16 protein-coding genes are annotated in these 16,658 nt (G+C 77.4%); 9 read left to right on the forward strand and 7 right to left on the reverse strand.

Features of this window, described 5'->3' with window-relative positions; all coding sequences use genetic code 11:
* The first annotated feature begins 20 nt into the window (after positions 1-20).
* Positions 21-863 carry an alpha/beta hydrolase fold domain-containing protein gene (locus AB8M62_RS00845; RefSeq protein ID WP_369068332.1) on the forward strand — a complete coding sequence of 281 codons (843 nt, stop codon included), beginning with the start codon at positions 21-23 and terminating at the stop codon, positions 861-863.
* A 38-nt stretch (positions 864-901) separates the two neighbouring features.
* Here the strand turns inward: AB8M62_RS00845 and AB8M62_RS00850 are convergent, their stop codons facing one another.
* Both AB8M62_RS00850 and AB8M62_RS00855 read right to left on the reverse strand, forming a co-directional pair.
* The gene (locus tag AB8M62_RS00850) at positions 902-2,062 is read right to left on the reverse strand and encodes a hypothetical protein (RefSeq protein ID WP_369068333.1); all 1,161 of its coding nucleotides are present in this window, start codon (positions 2,060-2,062) and stop codon (positions 902-904) included.
* A gap of 168 nt (positions 2,063-2,230) precedes the next feature.
* Positions 2,231-3,568 (reverse strand): MFS transporter, encoded by a 1,338-nt coding sequence (locus AB8M62_RS00855; protein ID WP_369068334.1) that lies wholly within the window; start codon positions 3,566-3,568, stop codon positions 2,231-2,233.
* Between the two features lie 110 nt (positions 3,569-3,678).
* Here AB8M62_RS00855 and AB8M62_RS00860 point away from each other — a divergent pair, with 110 nt between their 5' ends.
* Positions 3,679-4,557, forward strand: a complete 879-nt coding sequence (locus tag AB8M62_RS00860; RefSeq protein WP_369053085.1) for a LysR family transcriptional regulator — start codon at positions 3,679-3,681, stop codon at positions 4,555-4,557.
* Positions 4,558-4,609: 52 nt separating this feature from the next.
* On the forward strand, positions 4,610-5,668 hold the full coding sequence (locus tag AB8M62_RS00865) for a hypothetical protein (protein ID WP_369053083.1): 1,059 nt from the start codon (positions 4,610-4,612) through the stop codon (positions 5,666-5,668).
* Positions 5,669-5,875: 207 nt separating this feature from the next.
* Here AB8M62_RS00865 and AB8M62_RS00870 read toward each other — a convergent pair whose 3' ends face one another.
* From AB8M62_RS00870 to AB8M62_RS00880, 3 genes are all read right to left on the reverse strand, one after another.
* A complete protein-coding gene (locus tag AB8M62_RS00870) occupies positions 5,876-6,142 on the reverse strand; it encodes a DUF8836 family protein (RefSeq protein ID WP_369053081.1) in 267 nt (88 codons plus the stop codon).
* Between the two features lie 293 nt (positions 6,143-6,435).
* Positions 6,436-7,707: a hypothetical protein gene (locus AB8M62_RS00875; protein ID WP_369053079.1), complete on the reverse strand. Its 1,272-nt coding sequence runs from the start codon at positions 7,705-7,707 to the stop codon at positions 6,436-6,438.
* Between the two features lie 49 nt (positions 7,708-7,756).
* Positions 7,757-8,218: a pyridoxamine 5'-phosphate oxidase family protein gene (locus AB8M62_RS00880; protein ID WP_369053077.1), complete on the reverse strand. Its 462-nt coding sequence runs from the start codon at positions 8,216-8,218 to the stop codon at positions 7,757-7,759.
* A gap of 184 nt (positions 8,219-8,402) precedes the next feature.
* Here AB8M62_RS00880 and AB8M62_RS00885 point away from each other — a divergent pair, with 184 nt between their 5' ends.
* From AB8M62_RS00885 to AB8M62_RS00905, 5 genes are all read left to right on the forward strand, one after another.
* The gene (locus AB8M62_RS00885; RefSeq protein ID WP_369053075.1) at positions 8,403-9,041 is read left to right on the forward strand and encodes a hypothetical protein; all 639 of its coding nucleotides are present in this window, start codon (positions 8,403-8,405) and stop codon (positions 9,039-9,041) included.
* A gap of 120 nt (positions 9,042-9,161) precedes the next feature.
* Positions 9,162-10,847 (forward strand): amidase, encoded by a 1,686-nt coding sequence (locus AB8M62_RS00890; protein WP_369068335.1) that lies wholly within the window; start codon positions 9,162-9,164, stop codon positions 10,845-10,847.
* A gap of 91 nt (positions 10,848-10,938) precedes the next feature.
* Positions 10,939-11,634 carry a TetR/AcrR family transcriptional regulator gene (locus tag AB8M62_RS00895; RefSeq protein ID WP_369053071.1) on the forward strand — a complete coding sequence of 232 codons (696 nt, stop codon included), beginning with the start codon at positions 10,939-10,941 and terminating at the stop codon, positions 11,632-11,634.
* Positions 11,635-11,706: 72 nt separating this feature from the next.
* On the forward strand, positions 11,707-12,681 hold the full coding sequence (locus AB8M62_RS00900; RefSeq protein ID WP_369053069.1) for an ABC transporter ATP-binding protein: 975 nt from the start codon (positions 11,707-11,709) through the stop codon (positions 12,679-12,681).
* Positions 12,678-14,345 carry an ABC transporter permease gene (locus AB8M62_RS00905; RefSeq protein ID WP_369053066.1) on the forward strand — a complete coding sequence of 556 codons (1,668 nt, stop codon included), beginning with the start codon at positions 12,678-12,680 and terminating at the stop codon, positions 14,343-14,345. Before AB8M62_RS00900 ends, AB8M62_RS00905 begins: the two co-directional genes overlap by 4 nt.
* A gap of 12 nt (positions 14,346-14,357) precedes the next feature.
* Here the strand turns inward: AB8M62_RS00905 and AB8M62_RS00910 are convergent, their stop codons facing one another.
* The gene (locus AB8M62_RS00910) at positions 14,358-15,281 is read right to left on the reverse strand and encodes a hypothetical protein (protein WP_369053064.1); all 924 of its coding nucleotides are present in this window, start codon (positions 15,279-15,281) and stop codon (positions 14,358-14,360) included.
* Positions 15,282-15,406: 125 nt separating this feature from the next.
* Here AB8M62_RS00910 and AB8M62_RS00915 point away from each other — a divergent pair, with 125 nt between their 5' ends.
* On the forward strand, positions 15,407-16,015 hold the full coding sequence (locus tag AB8M62_RS00915; RefSeq protein WP_369053062.1) for a hypothetical protein: 609 nt from the start codon (positions 15,407-15,409) through the stop codon (positions 16,013-16,015).
* 13 nt (positions 16,016-16,028) lie between these two features.
* Here AB8M62_RS00915 and AB8M62_RS00920 read toward each other — a convergent pair whose 3' ends face one another.
* Positions 16,029-16,634, reverse strand: coding sequence for a YdeI/OmpD-associated family protein (locus AB8M62_RS00920; RefSeq protein ID WP_369053059.1), 606 nt, complete (start codon positions 16,632-16,634; stop codon positions 16,029-16,031).
* Positions 16,635-16,658 lie beyond the last annotated feature (24 nt).

A 16,658-nucleotide genomic window follows, 5' to 3' on the forward strand; every position in this document is an offset into this window, starting at 1 on the left:
GGCGCCGCTACGGTCGGCGGGTGCCCCCGGAGCCCCCCGCGCCCCTCCCGTGGCGGACCGTCCCCTACGGCTCGGACTCCCCCCGCCAGCTGCTCGACCTGCACGTGCCCGACGGGCCCGGTCCGCACCCGGTGGTGGTGGCCGTGCACGGCGGCGCGTTCCGCGCCGGGGACCGCACGCGCGAGCTGGACGCCCTGCCGGCCCTGCTGGCGCGCGGGTACGCCGTCGCCGCCGTCGGCTACCGCCTGTCCGGCGAGGCGGTGTTCCCCGCGGCCGTGCAGGACGTGAAGCGGGCGCTGGCGCACCTGCGCCACCACGCCGGCGAGCTGGGCCTGGACCCGGAGCGGTTCGCGGCGTGGGGCCGCTCCGCGGGCGCCTACCTGGCGGTGATGGCGGGCGCGACGGGCGGGCGGCGCACGCCCTTCGACACGGTCGGCGCGGACTCCTCGGTGGCGGCCGTCGTCGGCTGGTACGGGCCCTCGGACTTCTCCCTCATGGACGCCCAGCTGGCGGCCGCTCCCCCGCGCGACGGCACGCCCGTGATGGACCACGGCGGCCCGGACTCCCCCGAGTCGCGGTTCCTCGGCGCGCCGCTGGCCGAGGTGCCCGGTCTGGTGCAGGAGGCGAACCCGGTGCCGTGGCTGCGGGCGGCGCCGGTGCTGCCGGCGTTCTGGCTGGCCGCGGGCTCGGAGGACCCGCTGGTGCCGCACCAGCAGACGGTGCTCGTCGTGGAGGAGCTGGTGCGCCGGCGCGCGGACGTGACGTTCCGGCTGCTGCCGGGCGTCGGGCACGCCGGCCCGGAGTTCGAGCGGCGCCTGACCGGCCCGGTGCTCGACTGGCTGGACGAGGTCCTGCGCCGCTGAGGCGCGGTACCGGACCGCGCCGGGCCGGGTCGCGGGGGTCAGCCGCGGCCGGCGGAGTCGAAGAAGTCGCCGCCGCTGGGCGGGTCGAAGAACTGCTCCAGCACCTGCAGGACGGTGCGGGCGAAGCCCTCGTCGGCGCGCCACGGCGCCTCGCCGGACAGCAGACCGCCGTCGGCCAGGCGCTGCACGACGGCCCGCACCTGCGGCAGGAGCGCCTCGTCGCCCGAGCCGGCGAGGGTGTCGGCCAGGCCCGCCTCGTCGACGGGGTCGACGACGGCGGCCGCGAGCGCGGTCAGCGCGCCCACGACGGCCGCGGGCGACCCCGCGGCGGCCAGCTGCTCGCCCACCCACGCCACGGCCACGTCGCGGGCCACGTCCAGGTCGAGGTCCCCCTCGTCCGCGTCCGCGCCGTCCTCGCCGCTGTCCGCGCCGTCCTCACCCCGGCGAGCGCCCGGCACGCGCGTGCGCCCGTCCTCGACCTCCACGACACCGCCGGACAGCCACTCCAGCCACAGCGCCGTCGCGTCGGGCCCGTCCTCGCCGACGGCCCCGCGCACGAGGTCGACGCCGCGGCCGGTGGCGACGTCGGCGGTGCCGACGTCCTCGCCGGCGGCCAGGCGGTCCAGCAGCGCCCCCACCCCGCGGGTGAACGGCAGCCGGGCCAGGGCGCGGCGCTCGGCGTCGTCCCCGGCGGCGACGGCGACGGCCTCCACGGCGTCGAGGACGGTGTGCTTGTCCCCCTCGGCGCCGGTGGCGCCGCCGGAGACCACGTCGAGGCAGGCGGCGAGCTCCTCCGGCTGCCCCTCCCACTGCCCGGACTCGCCGAGGAACATCAGGTAGGTCGTCCACGCCACGCGGGTCTCGTCGACGAGGGCCTGCGGGTCGACGCCGTGCTCCTGCGCGACCTGCGGGACGAGCTCGTGCAGGAAGCCGCGCAGGTCGTCGGCCTCGAAGCGGCGGGCGGCGGCGGGCACGACGTCCTCGCCGCGCTCCAGCAGGAACCAGCCGAGGGACTCCATGAGCCGGGCCTCGATGTCCCCGGCGGGCATGACCGTCTCGTCCTCCTCGAGCTCGAGGAAGGTGCGGTAGGGGACCTGGAGGCCGTCGAGGGCGCGGCCGCCGGCGCGCACGGGCGACAGCTCCCCGGTGGGCCGCTGCGGGCCGCCGGGGCGTCGGCGTGCGAGCTTCTTCTTCGGCACGGGGCACCTCGTGGTCGACGGTCGGCCCACCCTACCCACCGGGGCGCGGTCGGCACCGGGGCGCGCGCGGCGGCGTCGTCCTCCCCGCCGCCCGCCCGCGGTCCCCACCGTCGTCCACAGCTGTGGACACAGGGTGTGGACGACTGTGGAGCCGTGTGGACAGCGTCCTCAGCGGACCGCGGTCGGCGCCGTGGCCGGGACCGCGGCGGGCACCGTCCCGCGCTCCAGCCGGGCGGCGCGGCGCGCGAGGACGGCGCCGATGACGAGGGCCGCCAGCAGCGGCACCGCCCCGCACACCGCCATCCCGGCGCGCACCCCGGCGTGCTCGGTGACCCAGCCGATGAGCGGGGCGCCGAACGGCGTGCCGCCGATGAAGACGAGCACGTACAGACCCATGACGCGCCCGCGGTACTCCGGGTCCACCGACAGCTGGACGGTGGAGTTGGCCATCGCCTGGAAGGCGAGGTTGGTGACCCCCATGGCGACCAGGGCCACCACGAACAGCTCCAGCGTGGGCGCGAACGCGGCCAGCAGCTGCGCGACGCCGAAGGCCGCGCCGAGGGCGACGATGAGCCGCAGCCGCGTGTGGGTGCGCCCGCCGGCGATGAGCGCACCGGCGATGGAGCCGACGGCCACGACGACGTTGAAGAACCCGTACAGGCCGGCGTCGCCGTCGAAGGTGCGGCTGGCCATGGCGGTCAGGACGACGGGGAAGTTCAGCCCGAAGGTGCCGAACACGCCGACGAGGGCGATCGTCCACGCCACGTGGGGGCGCTCGCGCACGTACCGCAGGGCGGAGCGCAGCTGCCCCTTCGCGCGCGGGGCGACGGGGTGGCGCACGAGGGCGGCGGTGCTCATCGCGGCCAGCGCGAGGGTGGGCCCGAGGTAGCACAGGGCGTTGATCCCGAACGCCCACCCGGTGCCGACGCCGGCGATGAGGACGCTGGCGACGGCGGGCCCGACGAGGCGGGTGGTCTGGAAGACGGCGGCGTTGAGGGCGACGGCGTTGCGCAGGTGGTGCGCGGGCACGACCTCGCTGACGAAGCTCTGCCGGGTGGGGTTGTCGACGGCGAACACGAGGCCGCCGACGAGGGCGAGGACGTAGACCAGGCCCACCGTGATGGCGCCGGTGACGGTCAGCACGGCCAGCGCGAGCGCGACGCAGGCGTTGAGCAGCTGCGTGACGAGCAGGATGGTCCGCTTCGGGTACCGGTCGGCGAGCATCCCGCCGTGCATGCCGAACAGCAGGATCGGCGTGAACTGCAGCGCCATCGCGACGCCGACGGCGGCGGGGCTGCCGGTCAGCTGCAGCACCAGCCAGTCCAGGGCGATGTTCTGGATCCAGGTGCCGGTGTTGGCGACGGCCTGGCCGCCGACGTAGAGGCGGAAGTTCGGCACGGCCAGCGCGGCGAACGTGGCGCGCGGCAGGTGCGGCCGGGGGATGTGCGGCGGGAGGTGGCGGCGGGGCGGTCGTGCGGTGCGGGTGTCGGCGGTCGCCGAGGTCACGGTGGGGCCTCTCGTGGTGCGTCGTCTCCTCCTTCCTACCCCCCTCCACGGCGAGGAGTTACCGTGATCGGGCGACTATCAGTCATTCCGATCCGTGATGGGGCGGTCGAGTGGACCCGACGGCGACGTTCGACCCGGTGCAGCTGCGCTCGTTCCTGGCGCTGGCGCAGACGAACTCCTTCACGCAGGCCGCGGCCCGCACCGGGGTCCGCCAGTCCACCGTCAGCCAGCACGTGCGCAAGCTGGAGGACGCCGTCGGACGGCTGCTGGTGCAGCGCGACACGCACTCGGTGGCGCTGACCCCGGACGGGGAGGCGATGGCGGGTTTCGCCCGCGCGATCCTCGCCAGCCACGAGCGGGCCGCCGGCTACTTCCGCGGCGAGCGCCCGCACGGGCGGCTGCGGATCGGCATGTCCGACGACCTGGCGCTGACCCGGCTGCCGCAGATCCTGCGCGACTTCCGCGCCGAGAACCCGCGCGTGGACCTGGAGCTGACGGTCGACCAGTCCGGCAGCCTGCACCGGCGGCTGGGCAACGACCGCCTGGACGTGTTCATCGGCAAGCGCCCGCGCGGTTCGGGCGAGGGGCAGCTGGTCAAGCGCGAGCGGCTGGTGTGGGTGGGCACGCCCACCACCCGCCTGGACCTGGCCCGGCCGGTGCCGCTGGCCGTCTACCCGGGCCCGAGCCTGAGCGCCTCGGCGATGCACGAGGCGCTGGACGCGGCCGGGATCGCCTACCGCACGGCGTGCGTGTGCCGCGGCGTCAACGGCCTCATCGCCGCGGTGGCCGCCGGGATCGGCGTCTCCTGCCTGGCCACCAGCCTGGTGCCGCCGCAGCTGACGCCGCTGGGCAAGCGGCACGAGCTGCCCGAGCTGGGGCAGATCGACCTGGTGCTGCTGACCAACCCCCGCACGCGCGACCGGCCCGCCTCGCGGGCGCTGGCGGCGGCGGTGCTGTCCAGCGGCCCCGGGACGCTGGCGCCCTCCTGAACGGCGCGCCGCCCGGGGGCGCGGGGCGCCGGCGGCTCGTTAGCGTGGCCGGGTGCCGGCCCTCGTCCCCTCCCCCACCTCCCGCGCGCCGTCCCGGCGGCTGAGCCCGCTGCTGCGCATGGACCTCGTGCGCAGCGAGAAGGCCGTGCAGCACCTGACGACGTTCGTCGTCGCGGGGGTCGCGACGATCCTCGTGACGCGCGCCTTCCTGGCGCTGAGCGGCTACCCGCGCATCGGCGGCGACAGCGACCTGCACGTCGCCCACGTCCTGCCCGGGGGGCTGCTCATGCTGGCGGCGCTGGTGCTGCAGTTCGCCTACGTCGGCCGCGGCCCGCGGCCGGTGGCGGCGCTGCTGGGCGGCGTCGGGTTCGGGCTGTTCATCGACGAGGTCGGCAAGTTCGTCACGGCCGACAACGACTACTTCTTCGAGCCCGCCGCCGCGATCATGTACGTGGTGTTCGCCGCCCTCGTGGTGGGCGCCTACTGGTGGCGCCGGCACCGCACGCTGGAGGACGACGAGGTGGTCGCCAACGCCGCGCACGTGCTCGTCGACGGCCTGGCCGGGCGGCTGCCCGCGAGCCGGCGCGACGAGGTGCTGCGCTCGCTGGAGCGGGTGCCGCGCTCCCCCGGCGCGGCCGAGCTGCGGACGCTGCTGGCGGCGGTCGAGCCGGCCCCGGCGCCCGTGCCGGCGCGGCTGGAGCACCTGTGGGCGCGCGTGGACCGGGGGTTCGACCGCGCGGCCCACCGGCCGTGGGCGGTGCCGGCGATGGCCGTGCTCCTGCTGGTGCAGGCGGCCGGGTCGGCGCTGACGGTCGCGGCGCTGCAGGGCGCCGGCGGCGGGCTGGGCGTGTCCGGCCGGGGGGTGCTGGTGGGCGCCTCGGCGTCGCTGCTGTTCGCGCTGGTCGCGGTGGTGCAGGCGCGCCGCGCGGGCCGTCGCGCCGCCGTGGAGTCGCTGCAGCGGGCGGTGCTCGTCTCGCTGCTGGTGACGCAGGTGTTCCTGTTCGCGACCTCGCAGTTCGCCGCGACCGCGGGCCTGGTGGTCGACCTGGTGCTGCTCGGCCTCGTCAACGCCGACGTGGCCCGGATGCGCGCCCAGGGCGAGGACGACTGACCCCGCCCCTCCCCGCTCCGCTCGTCCCGCGACCCCGCCCCTCCCGCCGTGGTCTTGCAGGGATCACCAGCGAGATCACGGCAGGACCCCGCGGTGATCATGGATGGGTGAGCGTTCACCTGTCCGTGATCACCGCGAGAGGGCGGCCGGACGCGCCGACGGCCCCGCGAGCGCGTGCTCGCGAGGCCGTCGGCGGTGCCGGTCCGCTCAGGCGGAGCGGACCAGCGGGGTGGCCGGCTCGTCGTCGTCCAGCGGCACCGCCCGCGGGGCGGGGTGCTCGACGAGCGCGACGACGCGCGCGGCCATGAAGCGGGCCGTGCGCACGGCGGTGCCGCCGCGGGTCACCTCGGTGACCTCCACGACACCGCGGCCGTGCGCGACCTCCACGCGCCGGCCGGCGCGGGTGGCCTGGACCTCGTAGGTGCGGGTGTCGTCGCCGGCCTCGACGACGACCTCGACGCGGTCGCCCTTCACAGCTGCCTCCTGGCGGCTCGGGTGGTGCTGGGGGTGGTGCTGAGGGAGTGCTCGCCCGGAGCGAGAGGACCCCGCGGGAGCGGCGTCGCGGCCGCGGGGTGGGAGTGGACGGCGGTGCCCCGCCAGCGCCTGTCGGCACGGTGGTCGCTCGCAGCGACGAGGGTTGGAGCCCGGGGCATGTCCGGGGCACCGCCACCCGGTACAACCGGCGACCCCCCGCACCCCTTCCCGGGCGGGCTGTGACGCGCGTCATGCCCGGGCGGCGGGGCCGGTGCCACCGCCCGGGCGGGCCGTCAGCCGCCGAGGGCCCCGCGCACCTGCCGCTTCTGCTCCTCGCTCAGGCCCAGGCTGCCGGCGACGGCGTCGAAGAGCTGCTCGACGTCGGGACCGGCGAACAGGTCGCCCAGCGGGCCGGGCGCCTCCTCGTCCTCCTCGGCGGTGGCGGCCGCCAGCGCCGGCCACAGGCCCGGCTCGACGGTCCACGGCTCCTCGCTGACCAGGCCGAACGCCCGCAGGTCGCCCAGGCGGTCCACGAGCTGCTCCAGGGCGGCGCCGGCCGCCGCGCCCAGCGGGCCGGCCCGGTCGACGAGGCGGTCCAGGGTGCGGGAGCTGAACGGGGTGCCGGTCGCCGCGGCGGCCAGGACGGTCGGCACCAGCGCCTCGGCGACGCTGAACCCGCCGCCCAGGACGTCCGGGTCGTGGACGACGAAGCGGCCCACGAGCGCCCGGCGCACCGCGCGCGCCTCCTCGTCGGGGTCCAGCCAGGTGGGTGCCTGCGGGCCCGGGCGCAGCTCCGTCTCGTCGTCGCCGTCGAGCAGCTCCAGGTCGATCATCGTGACGACGACCTGCTGCAGCCACGGCACGTCCTCCAGCGCGGCCGGCGCCTCGGCCGGGCGCACGTCGAGGGCGGCCAGCAGCGCCTCGACGTCGGGCAGGGCCAGCTCCTCGTCCTCGGGGACGGCGAGGCGGTCGCCGACGCGCTCCAGGACGGCGCGCGCCGCCCGCACCGGGAAGGAGGTGAGCACGACCGCGTCCTCCTGCTGCGCGTCCACGTCGGCGGCGGCCGCGGCGAGCACCTCGGCGACGTCGGGCTCGGCGGGGTGCAGCGCCTCGCGGCAGGCGGCCAGGTCCTCGGGGGTGCCGGTCCAGCGGCCGGTCTCCTCCAGGAACAGCAGGTAGGCCGACCAGACGGCGCGCAGGTCGTCGGTGACGCCCTGCGGGTCCTCCGTGCCGCTCGCGGCGACCTGCGCAGGCACGACGCGCCCCAGCAGCAGCTCCAGGTCCGCGGGGGTGAAGGCGGTCGCGGTCGGCTCGCCGCCGCGCAGCTCCAGCAGGTCGTCCAGGGTGCCGGCGAAGACCTCGACGACGGCCTCGCCGTCCACCTCCGGGTCCTCGCCGGTCCACTCGTCGAACCAGGCGACCAGCGGCGCGCGCAGGTCGCGCAGCGCGCGGTCCGCGGGGCCGAGGTCCCCGGGGAGCCCCGGCACCACGACCCCGTCGAGGGGTCCAGGGCTGACAGGCTCCGGGCGGTCCGCGGGGTCGCCGGGCGGCTGCGGTGTCGTCATGCGCAGCAGCCTGCCAGCCGCCGCGCGCGCCCTCACGCCCGCGGGCGCGTCACAGGTAGCCGCCCAGCTCCACGGCCGCGAGCTCGCGCGGCCGGATGCGCCGGCCGGTCACCTCGTGCGGGATGACCCGCAGCCAGCGGTCCCGCTCCCCCACCCAGGGGTCGGTGCCGGCGGCGCGGCTGGCGCGCAGGACGTCGTCGCCCTCGAGGTCGGTGACGTCCTCGGCCAGCCCGCGCACCAGGACGCTCCAGCCGGTGCGGTGGGCGGGGTCGACCTGGTCCACCTCGAAGCAGACGTTGGCGTGGTCGGCCGCCGACAGCGCGCTGCCGCTGCGCGTGCGCACGACGACGACCCCGCGGTCCAGCGCGTAGTTCACCGGCAGGATCACCGGGTAGCCCTTGAGGACCACCCCGAGACGTCCCACCTGGTGGGACTGCAGGAACCGGAAGCAGTCCTCGCGGGACAGCTCCTCCGTCGTGCCGCCCCTGCCCTCGCCGCCCTCGTCCACCATCGCGAGCCCCCTGGCCGTGCGCCGTCCGTCGTGCGGAGATCGTGCCAGCCCGGCAGCGGGCGGGCACGTCGTGGAGGGCCCGGTGGAGGGCTTGGTGGAGGGGGCCTCCAGACCCGCGGTTCCCGCGCCGATGAGCAGGAGTACGGCCCCGCGCGCGGGGCGTCCCCGTCCCCCGGAGGTCCCCGTGGCGCTCGAGCACGACCACCCGCTGGTGCGCGGTCTCGGGCTGGGCGTCGTGCACCTGCTGCGGCTGGTCTCGCTCGGCCTGGTCACCGGCTCGCCGCTGACGTCGGCGCGCACCGCGTCGTCGCTGGCGGGCGCGGTCGCCCGGGGGGCCCGCGGCGCCCGTCCCGTCCCGCCGGGTCCCGTCACCGGTCCCGCCGCCGGACCCGCCGCCGGACCCGCCGCCGTGCCAGCCGGACCCGCCGAGCTCGCCGAGCCCGCCGAGCCCGCCGCCGTCGAACCCCCGGTGCCCCCCGTGGCCCGGCCGCGCCCGGCCGCCCCGAGCGCCCCGAGCGCCCCGAGCGCCCCGGCGCCGCGCCCGGCCGGCTGGCTGAAGGTCCGCAGCCCGCGCACCGGCACCGTCGACCTGCTCGTGCACCCCCGTCCCGCCGACGGCGAGGTGCCGGTGTTCGAGGTCCGTCCGGCGGGCGGCGCCTGGCGCCCGGTCGACCCGGCGCCGGTGCCGCACGCCGACGACGAGGGCTGGTTCACCACCGGCGCGCCCGCGTCCGGGGGCCGCTGGACGTACCGGGTGTCGCTGCGCCGCGGTGGCGCGTCCTCGGCGCCCGTGCTGGCGGACACCGACCTGACCACGGGCTGAGGAACCGCCCGGCACCGGCCGGGGAACTCCCGTGACCGGTCCGACCCACGGCCGTCACGCCGACGACACACGAGGCACCTAGTTTCCGCCGGGCCGCACCCCGCCCACCGGAGGAGACCCGTGCCCGTGCCCACCCGCGCCCGCCGCCGCACCGCCCTGCTGGCGGCGACCGTCCTGTGCCTCGCCCCCGCCGCCGCCGCACCCGTCGCGGCGGCACCCGCCGTCCCCGCGCACCACGCCCCGCCGCCCGTCCTCGGCCTGGGCGTCGCCGACGCGGTGGACCTGCTGGAGCGCGGGGAGACGACGTCGGTCGACCTGGTGGAGGCCTACCTGGCCCGCATCGCCGCCTACGACGACGCCTACGCCGACCAGCCGGGGTTGCGCTCGGTGGTCACCGTCAGCCCGACCGCCCTGGAGAACGCCCGGCTGCTGGACGCCGAGCGCGCGTCCGGGACGGTCCGCGGCCCGCTGCACGGGGTCCCGGTGCTCGTGAAGGACAACTACGCCACCTACGACATGCCGACGTCGGCGGGCAGCGTCGCGCTGGCCGACTACCGCACCGACGACGACTCGACCGCGGTCGCGCGGCTGCGCGCGGCCGGCGCGCTGGTCCTGGGCAAGTCGAACATGTCGGAGTTCGCCTGGCACGGCACGTTCTCCGAGAGCTCCGTGCGCGGGTACGTCAACAACCCCTACGACCAGTCGCGCAGCGCGTCCGGTTCCAGCGGCGGGGCGGCGGCCAGCGTCGCGGCCGGTTTCGCCGCCGCGGGCCTGGGGACGGACTCGTGCGGGTCGATCATCGGCCCCAGCGCCCACCAGAGCCTGGTGGGCTACCGGCCGACGATGGGCCTGACGAGCGTGGCGGGCATCGTCCCGCTGTCGCTGCGCCAGGACGTGTCCGGGCCGATGACGCTGACGGTCGAGGACGCCGCGCTGCTGGGCAGCGTCCTCGCGGGGTACGACCCGGCCGACCCGCAGACGGTCGTCGCCGACGACCAGGACCCGTCCACCTTCGTGGACGGCCTCAGCGACACCGCCCTGGAGGGCAAGCGGATCGGGGTCGTCCGCTGGGACTTCTCGGGGTCCACGCCGGACGGCCCGCGCCCCGGGAGCGGGGAGGTGACGCAGGTCGTCGAGCGGGCCGTCGCGGACCTGGCCGCGCAGGGCGCGGAGGTCGTCGAGGTGCCGTTCACGCGCGAGTTCGTCACCGGGCAGCTGGCCAGCGGCGGGTGGATCGACATGCGCGCGAGCGTCGACGCGTTCCTCGCCGAGACCCCGGCCCGCTGGCCCGAGGGCCTGGCGGAGCTGACCGCGCCGGAGGACCGGCTGACGTTCTCCGACGTCGTGGCCGACGGCCGGTCGGCGTTGAGCGAGGAGACCCGGCGCTCCTGGCTGGAGCTGGCGGACGTGCCGAACCCGGACTACGACGAGGCCGTCGCGGCGCAGGAGGCGGGCAAGGCGGCGGTGGACGCGTTCTTCGCCGAGCACGACCTGGACGCCCTGGCGATGCCGACCAGCGAGGCGCCGACCGCCGCGGACTGGGCGGGCACGACGTTCTGCGACGTGGGCGCGAACACGGGCGTGCCCTCGATCTCCCTGCCGGCGGGTTTCACCTCCGAGGGCCTGCCCGTCGGCCTGGAACTGGTGGCGCCGCGCTCCACCGACGCCACGATGCTCGCGATGGCCTACGACTACGAGCAGGCCACCGGTCACCGCCGGCCCCCGGCCAGCACGCCGGAACTGCCCGCTGACGGGACCGTGCCGGAGGTCGTGACGCCGACCGGGCCGGCGCGCGAGCGCGGCTGAGCCCGGCGTTCCAGGTGCCCGCAGCCCGGTGGGGAGGCTGCGGGCACCACCCCCCTGGACGCGGGCTGAACACGCGTCTAGCCTGCTGCACGTGCGTTCAGCCGAGCGGGCCGGGAGGGTCCTCGCGGACGTCCCCGCGGAGGACCTGACGACCCGCGCCCGCATCCGCGACGCCGCGGTGCTGCGCTTCGGGCGCGAGGGGTTCGGCGCCCCGGTGCGCGCCGTCGCCGCCGACGCGGGTGTCAGCGCCGGGCTGGTCATCCACCACTTCGGCACCAAGGAGGGTCTGCGCGCGGCGTGCGACGCGCACGTGCTGGAGGTGGTGCGCCGCGCCAAGCACGAGCAGCTCGTCACCGGTGGCGGCGGCACCTTCCTGCAGGCCCTGGCCACCGCGGAGCGGTTCGCGCACGTGTTCGCCTACGTGCTGCGCTCGCTGCAGCACGGCGGGCCGCTGGCCCGCGACTTCGTCGACCACATGGTCGACGACGCGGTCGAGTACCTGGCCGACGGCGTCGCGGCGGGCACGATCCGCCCCAGCCGCGACGAGCGGGCCAGGGCGCGGTTCCTCGTCCTGGGCACCCTGGGCGCCGGCCTGCTGTCGGTGACGCTCGACCCGCCGGCCGACCCCGCCGACCTGACGGGCCTGATGCGCCGGCACTTCGACGCCGTGGCCCTGCCGGCCCTCGAGCTCTACACCGAGGGGATGCTCACCACCCGGCGCATGCTCGACGACTACCTGGCCTACGTGCCGGACCCGCCCGCGGCCGCCGACGAGGACGTCAGCTGACCCACCGCCCGCGACCCCCGGTCCGCGAGGCCACCTCCGCACCACCACACCACGTCACCCCGGGGAGCACCCGTGTCCACGACGACCACCGCTCTCGAGGTCCGCGGCCTGCGCAAGGCGTTCGGCCGCGTCCAGGCCCTGGACGGCCTCGACCTCACCGTCCGCGCCGGCGAGGTCGCCGGCTTCCTCGGCCCCAACGGGGCCGGCAAGTCCACCGCCATCCGCGTCCTGCTGGGGCTGCTGCGCGCCGACGCCGGCCGCGTGGAACTGCTCGGCGGGGACCCGTGGGCCGACGCCGTCGCCCTGCACCGCCGCCTGGCGTACGTGCCGGGCGACGTCGACCTGTGGCCGAACCTGACCGGCGGGGAGGCGGTCGACCTGCTGACCCGCCTGCGCGGCCCCGTCGACCCCGCCCGCCGCGCGGAACTGCTCGCGCGCTTCGAGCTGGACCCGACCCGCAGGGCGCGCACCTACTCCAAGGGCAACCGGCAGAAGGTCGCCCTCGTCGCCGCGTTCTGCTCCGACGTGGAACTCCTCGTCCTCGACGAACCCACCTCGGGCCTGGACCCGCTGATGGAGGCCGTGTTCACCGACCTCGTGCGCGAGGCCCGCGCCCGCGGAACCGCCGTGCTGCTGAGCAGCCACGTCCTGCCCGAGGTCGAGAAGGTCTGCGACACCGTGACGATCATCCGCGCCGGCCGGTCCGTGGAGCACGGGACGCTGGAGCAGCTGCGGCACCTGACCCGCTCCACCGTGCGGGCGGTCGTCGACGCCGACCCGCGCGCGGTGGCCGGACTGCCCGGTGTGCACGGGTTCTCGGCGGAACCCGCCGGGCGGTCGGTGCGGGTGCGCTTCGACGTCGACGACGACCGGGTGGGCGACGTGCTGGGCGCGCTGGCACCGCTGGGGGTGCACGGGTTCACCGCGACACCGCCGTCGCTGGAGGACCTGTTCCTGCGCCACTACGGCGACACCGGTGAGGTTCCCGGCGGGAGTTCCGGCGGGAGTTCCACCGAGGGCTCCCGCGACGCGGCGGGTGCGCGGTGAGCGCGCTCGCGCCGGCCCGTCCGGCACCCCGCCGCGCCGGGACCCGCGCGCCGGTGCTGGACCTGACCGGCACCGGGCACCTGCTGCGGTTCGCGCTGCGCCGCGACCGGGTCCGCCTGGCGGTGTGGACGGCGTCCCTCGTGGCGCTGCACGCCTACTTCGTCACCGCCCTGTCGGCGCTCTACACGACGAGCGCGGAGCGGCAGTCGCGCGCGGCGCTCGTGGAGTCGCCCGTCAGCACGATGATGGCCGGCCCCGGCTACGGCCTCGACGACTACACGGTCGGGGCGATGCTCACCAACGAGCTCGTCGGCTGGGTGGCGATCGCCCTGGCCCTGCTCAACGTCACCCAGGTGGTGCGCGGCACCCGCGGCGAGGAGGAGTCCGGGCGCGCCGACCTCGTGCGCGCCGGGGTCGCGGGCCGCCACGCCCAGGCCGCGGCCGCGTTCTGCGCGGTCCTGCTCGCCGACGTCGCGATCGGCCTGCTCAGCGCCCTGGTGATGGTCGCGGGCGGCCTCGCCCTCGTCGACTCGCTGGCGCTGGGGGTCGCGACCGTCCTGCTGGGGGCGGTGTTCGCCGCCGTCGGCGTCGTCGTCGCCCAGGTCACCCAGCACGCCCGCGGGGCCGTCGGCCTCGGCGTCGCCGTCCTGGCCGCCGCCTTCCTGGCCCGCGCCTTCGGTGACGTGCAGCGCACCCACGGCTCGTGGCTGTCGTGGACGTCCCCCATCGGCTGGGCGCAGCAGACCCGCGCGTTCGTGGACCTGCGCTGGTGGCCGCTGCTCCTGCACGTCGCGCTGGCCGCCGCGCTGCTCGTGCTGGGGGCGTGGCTGGCCGGGCGCCGCGACGTCGGCGCCGGCCTGCTGGCCCCGCGGCCGGGCCGGGCCGCGGCGGCGCCGTCGCTGCGCTCGCCCGCGGCGCTGGCCCGGCGCCAGCAGCGCACGGCCCTGGCGTGGTGGAGCGCCGGGCTGGGCCTCATGTGGCTGGCGACCGGCACCTACCTGGAGGGCGTGGAGGACATGTTCCGGGAGCTGTCCGCCACCAGCCCGCAGGTGCTGGAGCTGTTCGGCGGCCGCGACGAGCTCGTCGCGGGCTTCCTCGCGGTGATGGTGCGGTTCGGGGTGCTGCTGGCCGCCGGGTACGGGATCGCCGCCGTCCTGCGGGCGCGCGGGGAGGAGTCGGCCGGCCGCCTGGAACCCGTGCTGGCGCTCCCGGTGTCGCGCAGCCGCTGGCTGGCCGCGCAGGCGGGGACGGCGGCGCTGGGCACGGGCGTCCTCGTGCTGGTCACCGGCGTGACGCTGTGGCTGGGGGCCGTGCTCGTCGGCGTCACCGACCCCGGGCCGGGCACCTACCTCGTCGCGGTCCTCGCCCACGTGCCGGCGCTGGCGGTGTACCTGGGCCTGACCGCGGCCCTGTACGCGTGGGTGCCGCGCGCGGCGGCCGCCGTCCCGTGGGCGCTGCTGGCGTTCGCCGCCGTCGTCGGCGTGTTCGGGCCGCTGCTCGACGTCCCCGCCGCGGTCGCCGCCCTCGACCCGTTCGACGCCGCCCCCCGGGTGCCGCTGGAGGACGTCACCGCCGCGCCGCTGCTGGTGACGGCGGCGGTCGCGGCGGCGCTGTGGGCGCTGGCGTTCGCCGGTTTCCGGCGCCGGGACCTGCCGGCGGTGTGAGGGGGCCGCCCCTCAGGAGCGGCCGCCCACCTCGACGAACGCGTCGACGACGGACAGCAGCGGCGCGGCGAGCGCCGGCGACCCGGTCCACGGGTCGGAACCGGTGAGGACGCCGTCGGCGACGAGCTGCCCGAGCAGGGCGCGCGCCTCGTCGACGGCGTCCGGTTCGTCGCCGCCGGCGAGCGCGGCGGCCAGGCCGTCGCCGTCCTGCGGCTGGCCGGTGGCGGCGGAGACGAGGACGGACAGGACGGCGGACTGCACGGCGGGCCGGCCGTCGAGGACGTCCAGGCGCTCGGCGATCCGCTCGGCGACGGCGGTGCGGGCCGCGCGCAGCTCGTCGTCCGGGGTGCCTCCCGCCCCGGCGGCGGCCTCGGCGGCGGCCGGGACCGCGACCAGGCCGGCGCGCTCGTCCTCCGGCGACTGCTGCGCGGCCAGCTGCGCCAGCAGCGCGAGGACGACGTTCGGCTGCGGGGCGACGGGGGTGGCGCTGACGGCGTCCAGGCAGTCGGCCAGGTCGTCGCCGGTGCCGGGCCAGGCGCCGCTCTCGTCGAGGAACGTCAGGTACAGGCGCCAGGCGGTGGCGACCTCCTCGGCGAGCTCACCGGCGTCGAGGTCGTTGGCCTCGGCGACGGCGGGCACGGTGCGCCACAGCAGGTCGGTCAGCTCACCGGCCGCGACGTGGTTCCCGGACCCCTCGACGACCTCGTCGCGGCCCTCCAGGACGAGCCAGCCGAGGGACTCCATGAGCCGGGCCTCGACGTCGCCGGGGTCCATCCACGTCTCGTCGGCGTCCTGCGCCTCCAGCCAGGTGCGGAACGGCACCTGCAGCGCGCCGAGCGCCCTGCCGCCGACCTTCAGCGGCGACTGCGGCCCGGTGGGCCGGGGGGCGCGGCGCGGGTCGCCGCCCCTGCGGCGGGCGGGCTTCTTCTTCGGCACGGCGGGCTCCGGGAGGTCGTCGTCGGGGCGCCGAGCCTAGGCCCCCGCCGGGCGCGGGACGGAGCCCGCCGGTGCCGGTGGGGGCAGGATGGCCGCGTGAGCGGACCGGCGACGCGAGGTGACCGGTGAACCCCGCGGGTGGCTCCCGGGCGGGGGTGGCCCACGGCCGCGCCGCGGGCGAGCCGCCGCTGCTGGTGGACCCGCGGCGCTGGGGCAGCCTGGTCGGCCTGGCCGGCGGCGCGGTGTTCGTCGCCAGCTACTCCGGTGCGCTGGGTCCGGTGGTGGCCGCGCTCGCGGGGACGGCGGCGGCGGTGGGCGTCGTGGCGGCCCTGGTCGCCCACTACGTGCGGCCGGTGCCGCTGGGCCCGCTGGCCCGCCCGAGCCCGCTCGCCCTGGCGGTGTACGGCGGCTGCGTCGTGGGCGAGCTGGTCCTCATCGCCGCCGGGTCGCGGGCCCTGGACGCGGCGGGGCGCGGCGAGCTGCGGCCCGCGCTGATCGCCCTGGCCGTCGGGCTGCACTTCGTCCCGTTCGCGCGGGCGTTCCGCGAGCGGATGTTCCTGCACCTCGGCGGGGCCGTCACCGCCCTCGGCGGGCTCGGGCTGGCGGCCGGCGCGCTCGGCGTCCCCCGCGCCGCCGACGCGGCGGCGGTGCTCGCCGGCCTCGTCATGACCGGTGTCGTCCTGGCGTACGCGCGGGGGCGCTACGCACCCGCCCGCGCCACCGACGACGGGTGAGCCGGCCTCGTGGTCAGCGCGGGTCCTGCGGTCGCGCCTTCTGCGGGTACGGCGTCTCGCCGCGGGCGAGCATCGCGACGAACTCCGCGATCTTCCGCTGCCGCGTCTCGGGCCGCTTCACCGCGCCGAGGCGGTGGATCAGCGCGTACCGGTTCGTCTTGGTGAGGACCGCGAACAGCGCCGCCGCCGCGGGGTCGGCGGCGACCGCCGCCGCCAGGTCGTCCGGCACCTCCGCCTCCGACGGCGCCGCGTACGCGGCGGCCCACCGGCCGTCGGCCTTCGCCGCCTCCACGGCCGCGATCCCCGCCGGCCGCATCCGGCCCTCGGCCTCCAGCCGCGCCACGTTGGCGACGTTGCGCTGCGACCACAGGCTGCGCGGCCCGCGCGGGGTGTACCGGACCAGCGAGGTCTGCTCGTCGCGCTTGCGGCCCTGCCCGTCGATCCACCCGACGCACAGCGCCTCGTCGACGGCCTGCTGCCACGTCAGCGTGGTCACCGTCCCGCCCTTGCGGCCCAGCGCCAGCCAGACGCCCGGCGAGGTGGCGTGGTGCTCGGCCAGCCACGCGCGCAGCGCGGCGGCGTCGGGGACGACGAGTTCCTCCAGCTCCTGCGCGGCCACGACGGCACGCTAGGGCGCACCTCC

The sequence above is a fragment of the Kineococcus terrestris genome, assembly GCF_041020755.1.
Lineage (GTDB): Bacteria > Actinomycetota > Actinomycetes > Actinomycetales > Kineococcaceae > Kineococcus > Kineococcus terrestris.